This is a genomic window from Paenibacillus sp. FSL R10-2734 (genome assembly GCF_037963865.1).
Taxonomy (GTDB): Bacteria; Bacillota; Bacilli; order Paenibacillales; family Paenibacillaceae; genus Paenibacillus_AQ.
Genome location: NZ_CP150170.1, coordinates 5,989,721 through 6,006,963, shown reverse-complemented (window position 1 = coordinate 6,006,963; position 17,243 = coordinate 5,989,721). Strand labels below are relative to the sequence as shown.

At 45.8% G+C, this 17,243-nt stretch carries 13 protein-coding genes; 11 read left to right on the top strand and 2 right to left on the bottom strand.

What is annotated here, in order from left to right; translation table 11 throughout:
- Nucleotides 1-18 precede the first annotated feature (18 nt).
- From NSS67_RS26010 to NSS67_RS26000, 3 genes are read left to right on the top strand one after another with little or no spacing between them, the layout of a single operon-like run.
- Complete coding sequence (locus NSS67_RS26010; RefSeq protein ID WP_339316627.1) at nt 19-1,464, top strand: rhamnulokinase family protein; 1,446 nt, start codon at nt 19-21, stop codon at nt 1,462-1,464.
- A gap of 18 nt (nt 1,465-1,482) precedes the next feature.
- On the top strand, nt 1,483-2,133 hold the full coding sequence (locus NSS67_RS26005; RefSeq protein WP_076298138.1) for a class II aldolase/adducin family protein: 651 nt from the start codon (nt 1,483-1,485) through the stop codon (nt 2,131-2,133).
- 12 nt (nt 2,134-2,145) lie between these two features.
- Entirely contained in the window at nt 2,146-2,574 is a 429-nt protein-coding gene (locus NSS67_RS26000) for an RbsD/FucU domain-containing protein (RefSeq protein ID WP_339316626.1), read from the top strand.
- 3 nt (nt 2,575-2,577) lie between these two features.
- On the opposite strand, the gene NSS67_RS25995 is transcribed toward NSS67_RS26000, so the two are convergent.
- Nucleotides 2,578-3,405: an AraC family transcriptional regulator gene (locus NSS67_RS25995; protein ID WP_339316625.1), complete on the bottom strand. Its 828-nt coding sequence runs from the start codon at nt 3,403-3,405 to the stop codon at nt 2,578-2,580.
- 146 nt (nt 3,406-3,551) lie between these two features.
- On the opposite strand from NSS67_RS25995, the gene NSS67_RS25990 reads away from it, so the two are divergent.
- Nucleotides 3,552-4,838, top strand: coding sequence for a Gfo/Idh/MocA family oxidoreductase (locus NSS67_RS25990; protein ID WP_339316624.1), 1,287 nt, complete (start codon nt 3,552-3,554; stop codon nt 4,836-4,838).
- Between the two features lie 302 nt (nt 4,839-5,140).
- Here NSS67_RS25990 and NSS67_RS25985 read toward each other — a convergent pair whose 3' ends face one another.
- The gene (locus tag NSS67_RS25985; RefSeq protein WP_339316623.1) at nt 5,141-6,403 is read right to left on the bottom strand and encodes a TraB/GumN family protein; all 1,263 of its coding nucleotides are present in this window, start codon (nt 6,401-6,403) and stop codon (nt 5,141-5,143) included.
- A gap of 258 nt (nt 6,404-6,661) precedes the next feature.
- On the opposite strand from NSS67_RS25985, the gene NSS67_RS25980 reads away from it, so the two are divergent.
- From NSS67_RS25980 to NSS67_RS25950, 7 genes are all read left to right on the top strand, one after another.
- Complete coding sequence (locus NSS67_RS25980) at nt 6,662-7,783, top strand: glycoside hydrolase family 88 protein (protein ID WP_339320707.1); 1,122 nt, start codon at nt 6,662-6,664, stop codon at nt 7,781-7,783.
- Nucleotides 7,773-9,935 carry an alginate lyase family protein gene (locus NSS67_RS25975; RefSeq protein ID WP_339316622.1) on the top strand — a complete coding sequence of 721 codons (2,163 nt, stop codon included), beginning with the start codon at nt 7,773-7,775 and terminating at the stop codon, nt 9,933-9,935. The genes NSS67_RS25980 and NSS67_RS25975 overlap by 11 nt, the downstream gene beginning before the upstream one ends.
- Nucleotides 9,936-10,002: 67 nt before the next feature.
- Nucleotides 10,003-11,736 (top strand): histidine kinase, encoded by a 1,734-nt coding sequence (locus NSS67_RS25970; protein WP_339316620.1) that lies wholly within the window; start codon nt 10,003-10,005, stop codon nt 11,734-11,736.
- Nucleotides 11,724-13,307 (top strand): response regulator, encoded by a 1,584-nt coding sequence (locus NSS67_RS25965; protein WP_339316618.1) that lies wholly within the window; start codon nt 11,724-11,726, stop codon nt 13,305-13,307. The genes NSS67_RS25970 and NSS67_RS25965 overlap by 13 nt, the downstream gene beginning before the upstream one ends.
- 579 nt (nt 13,308-13,886) lie before the next feature.
- Nucleotides 13,887-14,816 (top strand): sugar ABC transporter permease, encoded by a 930-nt coding sequence (locus NSS67_RS25960; protein WP_339316616.1) that lies wholly within the window; start codon nt 13,887-13,889, stop codon nt 14,814-14,816.
- A gap of 15 nt (nt 14,817-14,831) precedes the next feature.
- Nucleotides 14,832-15,668: a carbohydrate ABC transporter permease gene (locus NSS67_RS25955; protein WP_339316615.1), complete on the top strand. Its 837-nt coding sequence runs from the start codon at nt 14,832-14,834 to the stop codon at nt 15,666-15,668.
- A 141-nt stretch (nt 15,669-15,809) separates the two neighbouring features.
- Nucleotides 15,810-17,207, top strand: coding sequence for an extracellular solute-binding protein (locus NSS67_RS25950; RefSeq protein ID WP_339316614.1), 1,398 nt, complete (start codon nt 15,810-15,812; stop codon nt 17,205-17,207).
- The last annotated feature ends 36 nt before the right edge of the window (nt 17,208-17,243 follow it).

Genomic DNA, 17,243 nt, shown 5'->3' with positions numbered 1-17,243 from the left:
AAGCAGGTGTGGTGAACAATGGGTGATACGATTAAGCTTCTAGCCATAGATCTCGGCGCCAGTTCCGGAAGAGTTATGCTGGGGATATATGATGGCGATAAGCTGCAAATTGAAGAGATTCATCGGTTTGAGAATACGCCGGTACAGGTCAATGGGCATTTATATTGGGATACGCTAAGGCTCTTCCACGAAATGAAGCAAGGGGTTCAAAAAGCCTTTAGGCAGCATGGAGAATTGACGTCTTTAAGTGTGGATACATGGGGAGTCGACTACGGGTTTATTGATAAAAAAGGAATGATGCTCTATTCCCCCCATCATTACAGGGATCGGAGGATGGAGGCTCACCGTCTTAAACTGGAAGCGTTACTGTCACCGGCAGAGCAATTCCGTATGACTGGTCTTCAGCCAAGTGTGATTAATACACTCTATCAGCTGTTCTCTGATTTTCAGGATAATGATTCGCTTATGGAGACCGCCGATACGATTTTGATGATGCCAGATCTATTTCATTATCTGTTTTCTGGTATAAAAGCAGCAGAAAGCACGATCTGGAGTACAAGCGGCTTAGTGGATGCAGTCACGGGAGAGCTCTCCTCTGAATTATTTAGCACGCTTGGGATTCCGCGTAGTCTAGTTCCACATCAAGTCCATCCGGGTACGGTAATTGGATCTATCCTACCGATTATTCAAGAGGAGCTCGGTATAGGCCCGATGAAAGTGATAGCCGGCGCTTCACATGATACAGCTTCAGCGGTGGCTTCGATCCCTTATACGCGTAAGGATGAAGCAGCATTTTTAAGCTGTGGTACATGGTCGTTGGTTGGTATGGAGACGCCTGAGCCAGTCATTTCAGAGAAAAGCTATGAATATGGTTTCACAAATGAACGTTGCTTCGGTAATTCTAATCGTTTGCTAAAAAACACAACGGGACTATGGATTTTGCAGGAGCTCCAAAGGAATTGGGCGAAAGCAGGAGAGAATCTTAGTCAAAGTGAAATGGTTGAACTAGCCAAAACGATTAATGGGGCGCCAGCGATCATTGACCCAAATGACCAGCTTTTCAGCACACCTGGTGTGATGATGCAGCGGATTAAGGAATATTGTGAGCGAACGGGGCAACAGTCGCCTAATACGAAAGCTGAGTTTATACGCGTTATCCTTGAGAGCCTTGCGCAATCATACTGTAGAACGATTGAAGAAATGGAAGAGATCACCGGCAAGACAATCACTATCATTCATATGGTTGGCGGTGGGATTCAAAATGAACTATTATGCCAGCTTACCGCTGATGCTACGGGTAGAGAAGTTATTGCAGGGCCAGTAGAGGCTAGTGGAATTGGCAATATTATTGTCCAACTAGCTGCCCTAGGGAAATTGGAAGTTTCTAAAGGGAAAGAGTTCGTGGCACGATCTTTTCCCTTTAAGACATACCAGCCTTCCTTGGTGAAGAACTCTAAAAAATAGGATACGAGGAGTGTACTTATGGATAATTTGGAACAAAAACTACGTTCGCAGATTTGTGATATTGGCAGAAATTTGTTTAATAAGGATTTCATCGCCGCCAATGATGGGAATATTTCAGCACGGTTATCAGAGAATGAAATCCTTACTACCCCCAGAGCGGTGAGCAAGGGATATTTAGAGCCTCATATGATTGTAAAAGTGAATCTACAAGGTGAAGTTCTTGAAGCAGCCGAAGGATATAGACCCTCAACGGAAACTAAAATGCATTTGAGAATTTATAATGAGCTACCTGAGATGAATGGTGTGGTCCATGCACATCCACCGTATGCCACCGCTTTTGCCATTAAAGGTGAGGCGCTCGATAAAATGATGATGCCAGAGTCGGTTATCATGATTGGGGATATTCCTTTGGCTGAATACGGAACACCTTCGACAGAAGAAATCCCGGACTCACTGATGCCCTTCCTTGGGAAAAAAACAGCGGTCCTGCTAGAAAATCACGGCGCGCTTACTTGGGGAACGGATGTTATGGAAGCCTACTTGAACATGGAGAGACTCGAATATACAGCCAAGATTACATTCATTACTCGTATGATTGACGGGGAGAGAGAACTGCCGCAGCATCGGATTGATGAGCTGGTTGCATTGAGATCTTTTTATGGGAAATAATGAGGTGCTTGGATGTTAAAAAAAATTCCTAAGTTATTATCTCCGGAACTGGTACGTGTGATGATGGAAATGGGTCATGGGGATGAGCTTGTATTGGCGGATGCGAATTATCCAGGCCACTCCTTGAACTCAAAAGTACTAAGATATGATGGCATTGGGATACCTGAGCTATTGGATGCAATATTGGAACTGCTGCCACTTGATCATTATGTGGAACATCAGGTGGCGTTTATGGCTGTGGTTGAGGGAGATCCTACCGTGCCGGTGATCTGGTCCACATATGAGTCGATTATCGCCAAACATGACGCTGATGCGATGATTAAATACGAGGAGCGGTTTGATTTCTACAATCGTTCTAAGCAAAGCTATGCTGTTGTCGTTACTGGTGAAGAAGCATTGTATGGGAATGTAATCATCAAAAAAGGCGTAATCAAAGCTTGAAGATCAGCGATTGTGCTTGCGGTATTGCAGAGGTGAGCACTTCGCGATTTGCTTAAACACCCGTCCAAAGTGGGCGATGCTGTCAAAGCCAGTTTCTTCGGCGATACTCGTGACTTTATCGTTCGTATTCCGAAGTAGGCGCTGGGCTTCCTTGATACGAATATAATTGAGATATTCAACGAGGGTAAAGCCAGTTGTCTGTTTGAATAAACGACAAAGATAGGTACTGCTGATGAAAAAAGTTTCGGATAGCTGCTCTAATGTGAGCTTTTCAGCATAATGTGCCTGTAAATAATCAATAATTTCGTAGACTTTAAGCTGCTTCTCACTGCTCTCTGGAGCAATGGGCTCGCGGCTTATTTCTTGTACTCTGTTCATTTCAATAAATAACTGGAGGAGTAGTGTCTGAAGATAGGGGATTTGCTGTGATCGACGTTCCTCTTGTTCTTTAAGCATGGAGAAAAGAATATATTCGATGGCTCCTTGTTCATGGACTCCGGGACGCAGAAGCAAGCTTCGTGCTGTTAATAAAGGAAAACTCAGGTCATAGTTCGCCAATGTTTTTTGCAAAAAGCTCTCCTCAAAGTTAATCAATATTCGCTCATGGCGTGCTGAACCCTTAGAAGTAGTGCGGTGGAGTTCGTTCTTATTAATAAATATCAGATCACCTTTGCGCAAGGTGTAAATCAGATTGTTGATGTAATAGCTGCGTTCACCCGCGAGTAAATAATAAATTTCATAAGTATCGTGATAATGGTCGGAATCCATGCTGAATGGGCCGGATCTTTTGACTTGTTCAATGATAAATGGAGGTCGAAGCTCCTGTTCCATTCTATAGCTGCCCCTTTCAGATAATGAAGCTAATATATGCAAAGTTTTTCTCGTTTTTGCTAATTATCGTTTAGATTTAGATGTATTTTATACTATACACTATAGGAGGAAACGGCATTTAAATCAATAGCGATGGAGTGATCCTTGTGTCGAACAAAAAATATGCATTCGTAGGTACAGGTGGCCGAGCGGAGTTCTTTTATGGTGAGATTACTACGAATTATCGTGAAACTTCGGAAATCGTAGGCTTTTGTGATGTAAATGGTGCAAGAATGGATTATGCCAATCGATTACTGGAAGGGAAATATCAGTACCATGCAGTTCCTACTTATAAAGCACATGAGTTCGATCGTATGATTGAAGAGACTAAGCCGGATGTGGTTATCGTTACAAGTATTGACCGCACACATCATCATTACATTATCCGGGCGATGGAGCTTGACTGTGATGTTATTTCGGAGAAACCGATGACGGTGGATGAAGAGAAGTGCCAAGAAATTCTTGAAGCGATTGAGCGGACGGGAAAAAATCTGCGCGTTACGTTCAACTATCGTTATGCCCCGCACAATACCAAAATCCGTGAGCTGATCATGGATGGGGCGATCGGAGAAGTGTTATCCGTCAACTTTGAGTGGTTGTTAAATACGCAGCATGGAGCGGATTACTTCCGCAGATGGCACCGAGATAAGCGTAACAGTGGAGGTCTATTGGTCCATAAATCAACACATCATTTCGATTTGATGAATTTCTGGTTGGGCTCGCGTCCGGATACGATCTATGCAATGGGAGATTTAAGGTTCTATGGTAGAGAAAATGCGGAGAAGCGCGGCGTGACCGAGTTTTATCAGCGTGCCCATGGTAGTACAGTGGCGGAGAATGATCCTTTTGCCCTTCATCTTAAAGACAACGAGCAGCTTAAGCAGATGTATCTGGATGCCGAGCATGAAGATGGGTACCTGCGTGATCAAAGTGTATTCGGCGATAATATCAGTATTGAGGATACGATGGCTGTAATGGTCAAATACAAAAACAAGACGATTATGAACTATTCACTAAATGCTTACTTGCCTTGGGAAGGCTTCACTGTAGTATTTAATGGGACAAAGGGACGGATGGAAGTCAAGGTCGTTGAAAAGTCCTATGTAAATGCCGGAGGCAACAAGGAAGATGAAGGGGCACTGAAAAACAAGCAAATCATGGTATTTCCTCATTTTGAAGCACCTTATGAAGTGGAGATTGAAGAAGGCGTTGGGGGACATGGTGGCGGAGATCCTGTAATGCTGCGTGATATTTTTGAACGTCCCGTGGAGGATCGCTTTAATCGTGCAGCATCTCATATAGATGGGGCTTTGTCTATTATGACCGGGATTGCGGCTAATCGTTCGATAGCTACTGGACTTCCGGTGAAGGTGGATCAGTTAATTAAATTATAGAAGGAAAAAGGCTCAAAACCAATACTAGTGTTTGAGAATTGTGAACAAGCTGCTACGGAGTGGAGCGTTCTTACGATCGCTGTTAAAGCCCAATTTCTGTATAGTAGAAAGATTAGTAGTTGAAATTGGTCTTTAAAGGCGAACACTGGCGTTTCTCCAGAATCCCTCCACCCTTCGCTCTGTCTTCACGTCAAGTAACTACTATTTTTAGAATTGAGCCCAGAAGAGTAGTGGAAATAAAGGCTGCCTCCAAAGTCATCGAAGATGACTGGAGACAGCCTTTTTTATTTTAGCTAAAGCAATTATTGTTTGACGACGTTAAAGCCATCTTTTTGCAATTGGGTCACAATGCCATCATCACCTAGCATATGCAGCGCTCCAACGATGACTAAGTAAGTTGCCTTCTTATCACTGTTCAAATACTCTTTAACATGCTTCACCATGTTGGCGTTCCGATCTGAAACGAGGCCCTTGTAGTATTCTGGCTCCTTAGCTACGGATTGTGTCATAGCTACTAGTGATTGTTCATCACCCTGCATCCACATTTGGGATAATGCATCCAGCGAAGCTGTTGCGGAAGTTTTGTCTGTTTGATTGAGGCTATCGAGTGTATCGACAAGAAGCTTTTCTTGCAAACCGTCTGAGAATTGATCGAACATGTTCAGCTGCAATTGCATATTTTCCAGTTCAATAATAGGTTTGTTCAGTTTGCCTGCTTTCTGTGTGAAATAAAGGTCGATTCCGGTATCCGGTGTATAATCTGTTGCTTGCATTTGTAGGCTTGAGATGCCTTGAGTAACAACCCATGGCTTATAGGAATCGAATGCATCTCCTGCAAGACCATTCGCTTTCAGAAGCGCAACCACTTTGTTATAGGTATCAGCGGATACGTGGTCCTTGAGCTTGGTTCCATCTGTATAGGAGCCTTTCTCCGAAAGGAACTTTTGAATCTCAGATTGATCAACCTTGGATAAGTTAACTTCGACGCCAAGATATTGAGAAGCCTCAAAGGCAGCTTCAATTTCCGGGCGCAATGGGTACATTTTGTCGTTAGCCACATGGATAGAACCAAGCAAATAGACAGTGTTACCGTTATTCTCCGCTTTCCATAAGAATCCGGTGCTGCCTGCAGCCTGGTTATTAGCTACAAAGGTGATGGTGCGTAGCGACGCACTCCATTCTACCTTATATCCAATCGTTTCTCCGATAAAGCGGACAGGAACATAGGTGACATTGTTGATGGTTTTAGGCGCCACCTCTAGTTTTTTCTTCTCCCCGTTTACCGTTGCTGTTGTGCTGCCGATAGTTAATGAGAGGGCCAGTCCATTTTTGGTCCCCGTTACAGTTTGGGTCTTTTTATTCCAATTAATATTTACGTTAAGCTTCTCTAGGAGTGGACGCATAGGAACCAAGGTAGTTCCTTTTTCTACAACAGGGTTAGAATTGCCTAACTTTACTTCGGTTCCATCAATCCATACGCCGACAGGCTTTTCAGCAGCATGCGCAGTGGTAAAGACAGACATAATCATGAAAATGGATAAAAATAATGCACCTAGCTTTTTCATTAATAGGACACTCCGTTTCTAAAAAGAATGAAAGTTGCAAGTCACTTTCTGATTTTAACGTATTTTTCCATAAATAGTAATGTGTTTTGTTACTATCTTGATTTGATGCCTATGCTTGGAAAACTAACCTACATCACTTTACTTTCGTACAAAAGTCAAAATAATGCACATCAAAGCAAAAATCGCCCCTATTAGATCCTGTTCACTCTCCTTATCATGAAACGTAAGAAACGAAGAGCCCGAAGGGAGAAGGAGCTTATGTGGAGCAGTGCCATTGAAGATGCAGTAGACAAGGTACGTAAGAATATAGATCGATTCGGAGGTAGGTTCCCTCATGTCAGCAGGAATGGAACTTACCAGCTCAATAACAATGACGATTGGACCAATGGATTCTGGAGCGGCATGCTGTGGTTGTGCTATGAATATACGCAGGATGAAAGCTTTCGTATCGCGGCATCTCATACCGTAGAGGATTTTCACCGTCGTTTCGCGGCAAAGACGGTTCTTGATCACCACGACATCGGATTCTTGTATTCGTTATCCTCCAAGGCCCAGTGGATTATAGATAAAGACGAATCCGCGCGTCAGTTGACACTGCAGGCGGCAGACCTGCTGTTGAAACGCTGGCGTACAGGCGGTGGTTATATTCAGGCTTGGGGCCCAGAGGGAGATGCCCAGGAAGGTGGGCGCATCATTATTGATTGTCTGTTGAATCTTCCTCTTCTGTACTGGGCGGAACAACAGACCGGTGATCCCGTATACCGGCAGGTGGCGGTCATGCAGGCGGATAAAACGAAACGTTATCTGGTGCGGGGAGATGACAGCTCCTACCATACGTTTTTCTTCGACCAGAAGACCGGAGAGCCGATCGGCGGTGCCACGCACCAGGGCTATACTAACGGATCGACCTGGACGCGCGGGCAGGCCTGGGGCGTCTACGGTTTTGCATTATCTTACCGCTATACGAAGGATCCGTTGTATTTGGAAACGTCCAAGCGGATGGCCCGCTATTTTCTGGAACATTTGCCACAGGATCATGTCGCTTACTGGGATTTTAATGCTCCAGTGTCCGCGGATACTTACCGGGATAGCTCGGCTTCTGCAATTGTTGCGGCTGGACTGCAGGAACTGCTGGAGCTAATGGATGAGGAAGATCCCGAACGAGCTTATTTACAGCAGGGATTAATACAGTCGATGACTTCACTTGTGCAGAACTATTCCACGATCGGTGAAGACGCGGAGGGGCTGCTGAAGCATGGTTCTTACCATGTGCGTGGCGATCTGTCACCGGATGATTTCATGATCTGGGGAGATTATTTCTATCTCGAAGCGTTACTACGACTGCAAAAAGGTAGCAAGGGGTATTGGTATGAACGCTGATGGCAAGCATACTTCCCCCTATGCTGTTTTTGCGCTGCTTGACCTTGAGGTTCCCGCTCTAGCTCCGGTGAAGGATGCGCTCAGTCAAGCTCGGCAGGACGAGGCGTTGACTGAATTGCATCGGTATTTGACTAGTCGGAGCACGCCGGGCTGGCAGGCAGAGGAACGCCAGAAGCAACAGCTCATCGCCTATATACAGCGCTATTGTGCAGATGAGCTGGAAGCTGTAATGAAGACGGCGGATGAAGTCGTGGAGCAGACGTTTCTCTTTCGTTTTCCCTGGGACATGGAGCGCAGCCGCATTCCTGTTACCTTTGAGGAAAAAATTGACTGGCGTTATGTTCCGGACAAGGATGTAGAATGGGCTTATATGATGAATCGCCACCGCTACTGGGTGGCATTAGGACAAGCATATGCGATAACAGGTCATGAGGATTATGCGAGAACACTTTGCTGTCAGCTTGAAGATTGGATGGACTGTAATCCTGTTCCAGACATGCCTACGAATGATACGCTGACATGGCGCACAATTGAAGCGGGCCTTCGCTGTGCTAACTGGATCAAAGCGCTGTCCTATATACAGGATAGTCCGCTGCTCACACCGACGCTGCTGGCGAAAGTGATGATATCTCTGCATGAACATGGTGAATATTTAGCTTTATCATTTACGGGCTGGAAGAATATCAGCAACTGGGGGGTTCTGGAGACTTGTGGCTTGCTCCAAACCGCGCTCTACTTCCCTGAGTTTACTAGCGCCAAAAACTGGCGACAGCTCAGTGAGGAGAGACTGTGGGAGACGGCTCGAATCCAGATCATGGCAGACGGTATCCACTGGGAGCAATCGCCCACCTATCACCATGAGGTTCTGGTCTGTTTTCTCGACTGCATCCGCTTGGCCCGCATGAATGGACTGGAGCTACAGGATGAATTTCAGCAAAAGGTTCATCAAATGGCCGTGGCTTCATTATATTGGGCCAAACCGAATCATCGGCAGCCGATGCTCGGTGATAGCGATGACAGCGATATCCGTTCGATTTTGACTTATGCGGGTTGGTTGTTCCAGGATTCTGTGCTCCGCTTTGGCGGATACGATCAAATGGATTATGACAATGCCTGGTTGTTCGGGCTGAATGGAGTTGAAGGCTACGAGCAGCTGATTGCGGAGGAACCGCCTTACTTGTCGCGCTCTTTCGCACATTCCGGCCATTATGTGATGCGAACGGGTTGGGGCGAGCAGGACTTATACCTATATTTCCACTGCGGACCGCTTGGGGGTGGACATGGTCACGCGGATCTGCTGCATTTCGATCTGTATGCCTATGGGCGGGATATGCTAACCGATCTGGGCAGATACAACTATAGTGATCACACACCCCTCAGAAAAGCGTTAAAAGAAAGTGCTGCCCATAATACGACTACTGTCGACGGAATTGGATTTACCGAAATCACGGATACATGGTCCTTCTCTCAGATTGCGAAGCCAACGGGCAGCAAATGGATCAGTAATCCGGACTTTGATTATGTAGAGGGCAGCCATGACGGCTACCGTCATTTGGATGATCCGGTACACCTGCTAAGGAGAATCATATTTATCAAGCCTTATTACTGGCTTCTGGTCGACAGCTTCAGCTGCCGTCAGGAGCACACGTTTTCCCAGCATTTTCATTTTGCTCCCGGTGCGGTTCAGATGGAAGACGAGACATTCATTTGCCGTACAAAAAATGAGCAGGATGCCAATCTTTGCATCGTTCCCGTTAATGTTGAAGGACTGCAGGGCAAGATTGATGACGGGGTAATCTCCCGCGAATACAATCTGCTGGAACCCAATCAGCATGCCGTATACTCCCGAACGGGAAAAGGAACGGTATCGATCATGCAGATGCTGTACCCGCAGCCTTCTGGTGAGCCGTTCTGTCCGTTGGCTCTACAGGTGCCAATTTACCGCCATACGGGTGAACCGGTGGATGCTGCGCAGGCAGAGGCATGCCGCATCAGCCTTCCTGAAAAGAATGAGGAGCATATTATCGTGATCAGCCACGAAGTTCCATCCAGTCACTTGGATTCCTATGTAGTGGATGGTATACAAATTTTTGGTGAAGTAGTGCTTATTGTTTTCGCAAACGGTCAAAAGAAAGTTACGGTAATCAGATAATGCATGTATACTGGACAACGGACTGATAGAATAAAAGAAAAGAGCATGAGAGAGGCGCGGAGAAAACATGTTCAAATTCACTTACTATAGACGTATCCAGGTTTCATTTCTTTTGCTAATTTTTATCCCGCTGATTGCAGTATCGATCATCTCCTTTGTGCTAATTCGGGATACGATGGTAGAAAAGCTGCAGCTCAGCAACGATAACTTCCTGAACGTTATGATTGACGAACTAAACAAGACTATTGATGATGTGACGTTTGCGTCTCATTTTATTGTAAACGATACCAATTTCCGCGCCAATCTGAAGGCCTTTGCAGATACCGAGCGGCTGAACACCTATCAGGATTACGTACATTTTACGCAAATTCAGGATGTGTTCTCACTCATCAACTCTAAGCCGTTGAATAATAATATCCGCATGTATTTGGTTAACCGGAAACACTTTGTAATCTCCTCTGGGACTGAGAATTTATCCGTGATTAATGCCAACATGGACAAGCTGATGGGACGTGTCAATATTCACGAACCGGAGACCTTGCAATGGCTTGGGATGGCTGACAGCGGTTCCGGTAAAAGCAGCAGCTACTATATTGCCAGAGTAATCTATGACAACAGGGAGAAACAGCAGGTCTCCGTGCTTCTCATCTCGCTTCCCGAAGCTTATTTCAACAAATTGCTCGGGCCGGTGGAATTTGGCAAGCTGGCGTTGTTTGATTCTGGAGGAGGTCTGATCGCCGGGAACTCAGAGCTAGCTCCAGAAGGTAAGGAAGCGAGAGGAAGCGTGCGTACGGCTAGAGCCATCGACAAATCCAATTGGGAGCTGGTCTATGAAGCCTCGGAGAAAGAATGGTCGGGCCAGATTTCGCGAACTTTTTATAGTGGTATTGGCTTGGTGCTTCTCTTATTTATTGTCTTTTCGGCCACCTCCATGCTGATTGCCAAAAGATTGCATAGTCCGATCATGAAGCTGCAGCGCGTTGTGCGCCAGTTCGGGATGGGAAATCTTGATGCTAGGCTGGAGGTCAAGGGCAAGGATGAAATCGCTGAGCTGGGGCAGACGCTGAATACGATGCTGGACCAGCTGCAAGGACTGATTCACGACATTGAGCAGGAGCAGGAACAGAAGCGAGTGATGGAGTTAGAGGCGTTGTTTATGCAGATTCGTCCCCACTTTTTGATCAATACGCTGAATTCGATCAAATGTAGCCTTATTTTGGCCAAAGATAAACTACACAGCGGGATCATTGATTCGCTAATGAGTCTACTCCGGGCCTATTTGAAGGTTAATGAACCGGCTACCTTACGGGAAGAATGCAAACTGCTTGGTCATTACATCGACATCATGAAGATCCGCAACGAAATCCCTCTTGAACTGGAGGTCGATCTGGAAGCGGATACAGAGAAGCTCATCGTTCCTAAGCTTATTCTGCAGCCACTCGTAGAAAATGCTATCGTCCACGGTCTGGTTGACCACCCGGCACCACGCATTGTCGTCCGCTCGCGAACGGTTCCTGACGGGATTATGATTGAAGTTGAAGACAATGGCTGTGGTGCGGGGGCAGAAATCCTGGAGGGACTGAACCGCAGGTTACAGTACAAGGACGATGAACAGGATGATGCTTATCAAAGGGTCGGGTTAATTAACGTAGTTCAAAGGCTGAGGCTGACCTATGGACAGGATACCCGCTTGTCGCTGCATAATCTGCCGCAGGGTGGGGTGTTCGTTTCTCTGTATTTGCCGAAAAGCAATCATCAGGTTAATCTGTCGGAGAGAGAGGGATATGGATGTATAAAGTGATGCTCATAGATGATGATGTTCCTATGCTCAGGGTGCTTCAGCAGATGATTGACTGGGAAGCACATAGCTTGCAGATTGTCGGCAGCACCTATTCCAGTGCCAAGGCGTTATTAATGTTTGAGGAAGTGCAGCCCGACATCGTGATCACGGATATTGGCTTGCCACAAAAGAACGGGATTGAGCTGGCCGATTGCTTTACCCGCATGAAGCCGGAGGTCAGAATTATTTTCCTGACCTGTCATGAGGATTTTCATTATGCTCAGCAAGCGGTAAAGCTGAAAGTGGATGACTATTTAATCAAGGACCAGCTTACGGAAGAACAATTGGAGAAAAGCCTTGCTAAGTCCGTACGCTTGCTTAAATCGAAGATCGGGTTAATTAGGCATGGGGAGACGGGATACAACAGCCAGCTCTTCCGGCAGAATCTGCTGCAAAGGGTGATCGGCGGCGCCCCGCCCGAAACCACGCTGGCCTATGCGGCGCAAATCGGCATATCCTGGACGTACCCGTGGTTCATGCTGGGCACGGTCAGTATTCACTTTTCCAGTTTCGAGAAGCGGTACAAGCAGAGAGAGTATCCGCTTATTTTATATGCCATCTACAATATAGCCCTAGAGCTGTCCGAAGCGTGTGAGGGGATTACGCCTTTTTTGGAGCAGAAGAATATTGTGATTCTGTACAATTACCGCGTGAATCTAGCGCAGAATGCCAGTCTTTATTTTTATGATTATTTACAGCGATTGTGTTCCGAGTGCTCCCATCTTCTTAAGATTCAACCGGGCATCATCGCAGTCACAGAGAAATTAGAGCTGCAGGAAATCGGACAGATCCATCGGCAAATTGTCCAGGATAAGTGCGAGTTCTACGCGAGTGCGGATTATACGGTTCTGGATACTTTACAAATCGCTACCCCTCGCTTCCAGCCTGCTCCCCAGGGATTTCTGGATAGTTATATCCCGCAGATGGAACGGGCCGTGATCAAAAATGATCTTGAAGCTATCCGTGGCACTCTTCAGGAAATCGCTAGGACTGCAAAAGTTATGGCTATCCATCCGGGCGATTTCGTCCGGGATTTATCCTTTATGCTCCGCGGCATCGAGCTGATGTTCACTAGCCTAATGTTTGATGAGGATCTGTTCGTCTATCTCGTGCAAACCCGGACACTGGAGGATACGATGGAACTGGTGGAGAGAAAGCTTGTGCAGATTACAGGTAGTAAGCAGCAGGTGGCAGGAGCACCACCGCAGGAGCCCAAGCTGCAGCTTATCCAGCAATATATCGACCAGAATCTTGGCGATAACATCACTTCAATCGATATGGCCCGTTATCTGTTTCTGGACCCGAGCTATTTCTCGCGTTACTTCAAGCGCATGACAGGATTGACCTTTACGGACTATGTACATCAGCACAAGATGAAGGTTGCTACCAAAATGCTGAAAATCTCCAGCCAGAATCTGGAATCACTAGCTGTCGGTCTGGGTTATTCGGACAGAACCTATTTTTCAAAAGTATTTAAAAAATATGTGGGAACAACGCCGAGCGAATATAAATCCAAACACTCGGTGCGCTGAGAAGCGCAATTCTCAGGCATACTGAATAGACCCGCCGCCCATCTAGGGCGGCTTTTTTGTTGCTGCCTGGGGGATGACTGGGAGTCATTGCGTGGGGCTATGAGAGGCATTGTTCGCCTCTGTTTTACACTGTTGTGAGCTTCACATATGTTGAGCTTCTGGATTACTCAATAAGCGACATTGCTACTTGATGTGCGCTCGCATTCTCGTAAAGTATCATCACGATGAGCTATCGGACCCAGATGCAGCTACTTGATCAAATTTTGGTTTTTGCGGGGAGTTTCGGACTCCAGTGACATTATTCGTATCAAACATGTGCAATATGAGGTGTTTTCGTGCTAATAGCGACTTTGGAGTCCGATAGCTTGCCAAATGAGCGGAATTATTGCTAATAACGACTAGGGGGTCCGCTAGACTGTCTGAGCTTTTAACTAACCTGCTGAGTCGCTTTCTGAGCTACACCACACTATGAGACGGACAAAGGTCAAAATCTTGCACATCTCGGGTCATAATCACTCCTTCATGCGGAAGGCGGATATATTACTATAATGACAAATCAAATTGTCGAGGTGATACAACGTGGAGGCTGCAAAACAACCTGTGCCAAAAATTCTGCAGGAGAAGCGGAAGTTCTGGACTCCGCAGCGGAAAGAGGCTTTGACCGGGTGGCTGTTTCTAGCCCCGGAAATTGTCGGGATGCTTTTTCTTAATGTGTTTGCACTTGGATTCTCACTTTATTTAAGCTTCTCGAAATGGGATCTATTGTCGGGGGTTCAAGGGATCGAGTTTATCGGATTGGATAACTATATCAAAATGTTCCATGATCCGAGCATCATTCAAGCTTTGAAGAACAATGCCATTTATATGATTATGACCGTGCCGATACCGATTGCGATTGCTTTGGTGCTGGCGGCATTGATTCAAAACAGTGTATTTCTCAAAAATTATTTCAAAGTAGCCTTCTTTATCCCTTATATTTCTTCAATCATTGCAATTGCCGCCGTATGGAGCGCATTGTTCCATCCATCCCTTGGGCCGATCAATCAGTTCCTGATGGAGCTTGGAATTTCCAGTCCTCCGAAATGGCTGGTCGATCCGAAGACTTCACTGTTATCGATTGCTATTATCAGTTCTTGGGCGAGTCTGGGTTACACCATTATTATCTATATGGCCGGCTTAACGAATATTTCCGATGAAATCTACGAAGCCGCCGAAATTGACGGAGCCAACGCGCTGAAAAAATTCTTTTCCATCACGGTTCCGATGCTGCGTCCAACCACGTTCTTCTTGCTTATAACCATGTTGATTGGCTCGTTCAAGGTGTTCGATATCATCGCCTTTTTGACCGAAGGTGGCCCGAACAATTCTTCTACCGTGCTTGTGTTCAGGATCTATGAGGAAGGGTTCAAATACTACAACATGGGCTATGCTTCTGCAATTTCCTGGCTGCTATTCGCCGTCATCGGCTTGATCACCGCAGCTACCTGGAAAATGAGAAATGAAGAATAAAGGAGGGAGACTAACATGCAACTGATTAGAAAAAATATGTCCAGAGTGATCACTACCAGCATCATGGGGGCTTTGTCCATCGTATTTCTTATCCCGCTGATCTGGATGATTTCCGCAGCCTTTAAATATGAGAAGGATGTTATGCGCTTCCCGATCCAATGGATTCCCGAGAAGATCAATGTAGCGTATAATTTCAAGATGGTTTGGATGGGACGAGTACCTTTTTCTCATTTCTATTTAAATTCCTTTAAAGTTGCGATTATTACGACCTTAATCACACTTATCATTTCATCTATGTCAGCGTACGCCTTGACCAAAATTAAGTTCAAAGGACGAAATATGGTATTTCTGGCGCTGCTGTCGTTCATGATTATTCCTGACCAGGCTACGCTGATTCCACGCTTTCTGCTGATTCGCTGGTTCGGTCTTTATGATACTCATGCAGCTATCATATTAATGAGCATGTTCTCCATCTACTTCACGTTCCTGCTGCGTCAATTTATGATGGGTGTCAGCGACGAATATATTGAAGCGGCGCGAATTGACGGTGCAGGCCATTTGCGGATATTCTGGTCTATCATTATTCCACTCTGCAAACCGGTGCTCGCTACGGTGGCGATCATTAAATTTATCTGGACCTGGAATGATTACCAGAATCCGCTGATCTTCTTGCTAAACAAGAATTTGTACACTATCCCACTCGGCATGACACTATTCCGGGACGATTATTCGAACAACTATGCGATTATGATGACAGCAGCCGTTTCGGCGATCATCCCGCTGGTCATCGTGTTCATTGCCCTGCAAAAGCAAGTCATTAACGGAATCTCCCTTGGTGGCGTAAAGGGCTGACCAACGGTTGTGTGATAAGTAGTAAAAGTCAAAAATGTGATCCTACAACAGCAAAATTGTGCACTTAGCCTATATAGCGGGTGCCTATAATAAGAAATGAACAAGGCACTATACTTAAAATTCAGTGCGGGGGGAAATAAAATGAAAACAAAAAGCAAAAAAAGATTATCCGTTGTACTGGGCTCCATGCTCGCGGTTTCCTTAACACTAAGCGCTTGTGGAAATTCCGGAAATTCGGAGAAGAATGGCAATGCTGACGCCAGTACGAATGCGGGGAATGCCAAGGTGGACAAGCAAGTCGCCATCAAGTATTACAACTGGGACAATGAAGCTCAGTCGGCTGGCACCGATGCCATGCTGCAGGAATTTATGGATCAGAACCCAGACATTAAGGTAGAGCATGTGACACTCGTTCCCGGTGATTCTGTAGAGATGCTGAAGAAGCTCGACTTCCTGATTTCTTCTGGCGAGGCGATTGACGTTGTTCAGGTGCCAAGCTTGGGAGGGGTGCTTGAACGTGCGACTCGGGGAGCACTTGCCCCGTTGAATGAACTTTATGAGAAAGATAACCTCGTTCCTGAGGATGAATATTATGTGAATGCTAAGGTCGACAACAAATATTATGGGATGCAATATACCAAGAGCAGCAACTATGTGATGCTGAACAAAGATGCACTGGATGAAGCTGGGCTGCCTGTACCTACCTTTGGCTGGACATGGGATGACTACCGCGACTATGCTAAAAAACTGACCAAAGGCGAAGGCGTAGATAAACGTTACGGCACTTACTTCCACACCTGGGAGCTGTACATGAACGCTCCAGCCCAAACGATGATGAAAGATCCGTTTGTGTATGGTGATGGAACGACCATTTTCGCGGATCCGACATATAAATACTTCTTCCAGCTGCGTAAAGATATGGAGTCTGCCGATAAGTCTGCGAAATCTTACGCGGACGCTCTTGCCGCTAAGCTTAACTATCGTACCGAATTCTTCAATGAAGAAGCCGCTATGATCCTGGCTGGCAACTGGACGATTGCTGATCCAGGTAACACCGAACAGTATCCGCATGCATTTAAGACAGCCTTTGCTCCGGTACCGGTGCCTCCTGCAGGATCGGAACCGAAAGAATACGAGGGCAAATACTTCACAAGCGGCAACATGCTGGCGCTGGGCGCAACTTCAAAGAACAAAGAGGCTTCCTTTAAACTGATGAGATTTATGTCGACAGCTGTGAGTGATAACAGACTGGAATTCTCCGGTTATAAAAAAGCTGATAATGAGACCTTGCTGACCAAATTGGTCGCTGGCAAAGAAGATATGTATGATATGGATTCGCTCAAATATACACTCTTTGATAGCGAAATTCAGTACCTCGACGGTGCACAAGTGATGACGACAGCAACTTCTGAATTGACCAAAATTATCGATGATGGCTTCAGCAGATTTATGCTTGGAGATGAATCGATTGATAAGGTGCAGCAATGGATGGTTGATGAAGCAACAAAAATTATCAACGAAAAAGGTGTCATCAAATAAATAGGGAATAAGCGAGGTATCCCAAGTTGTGGACGG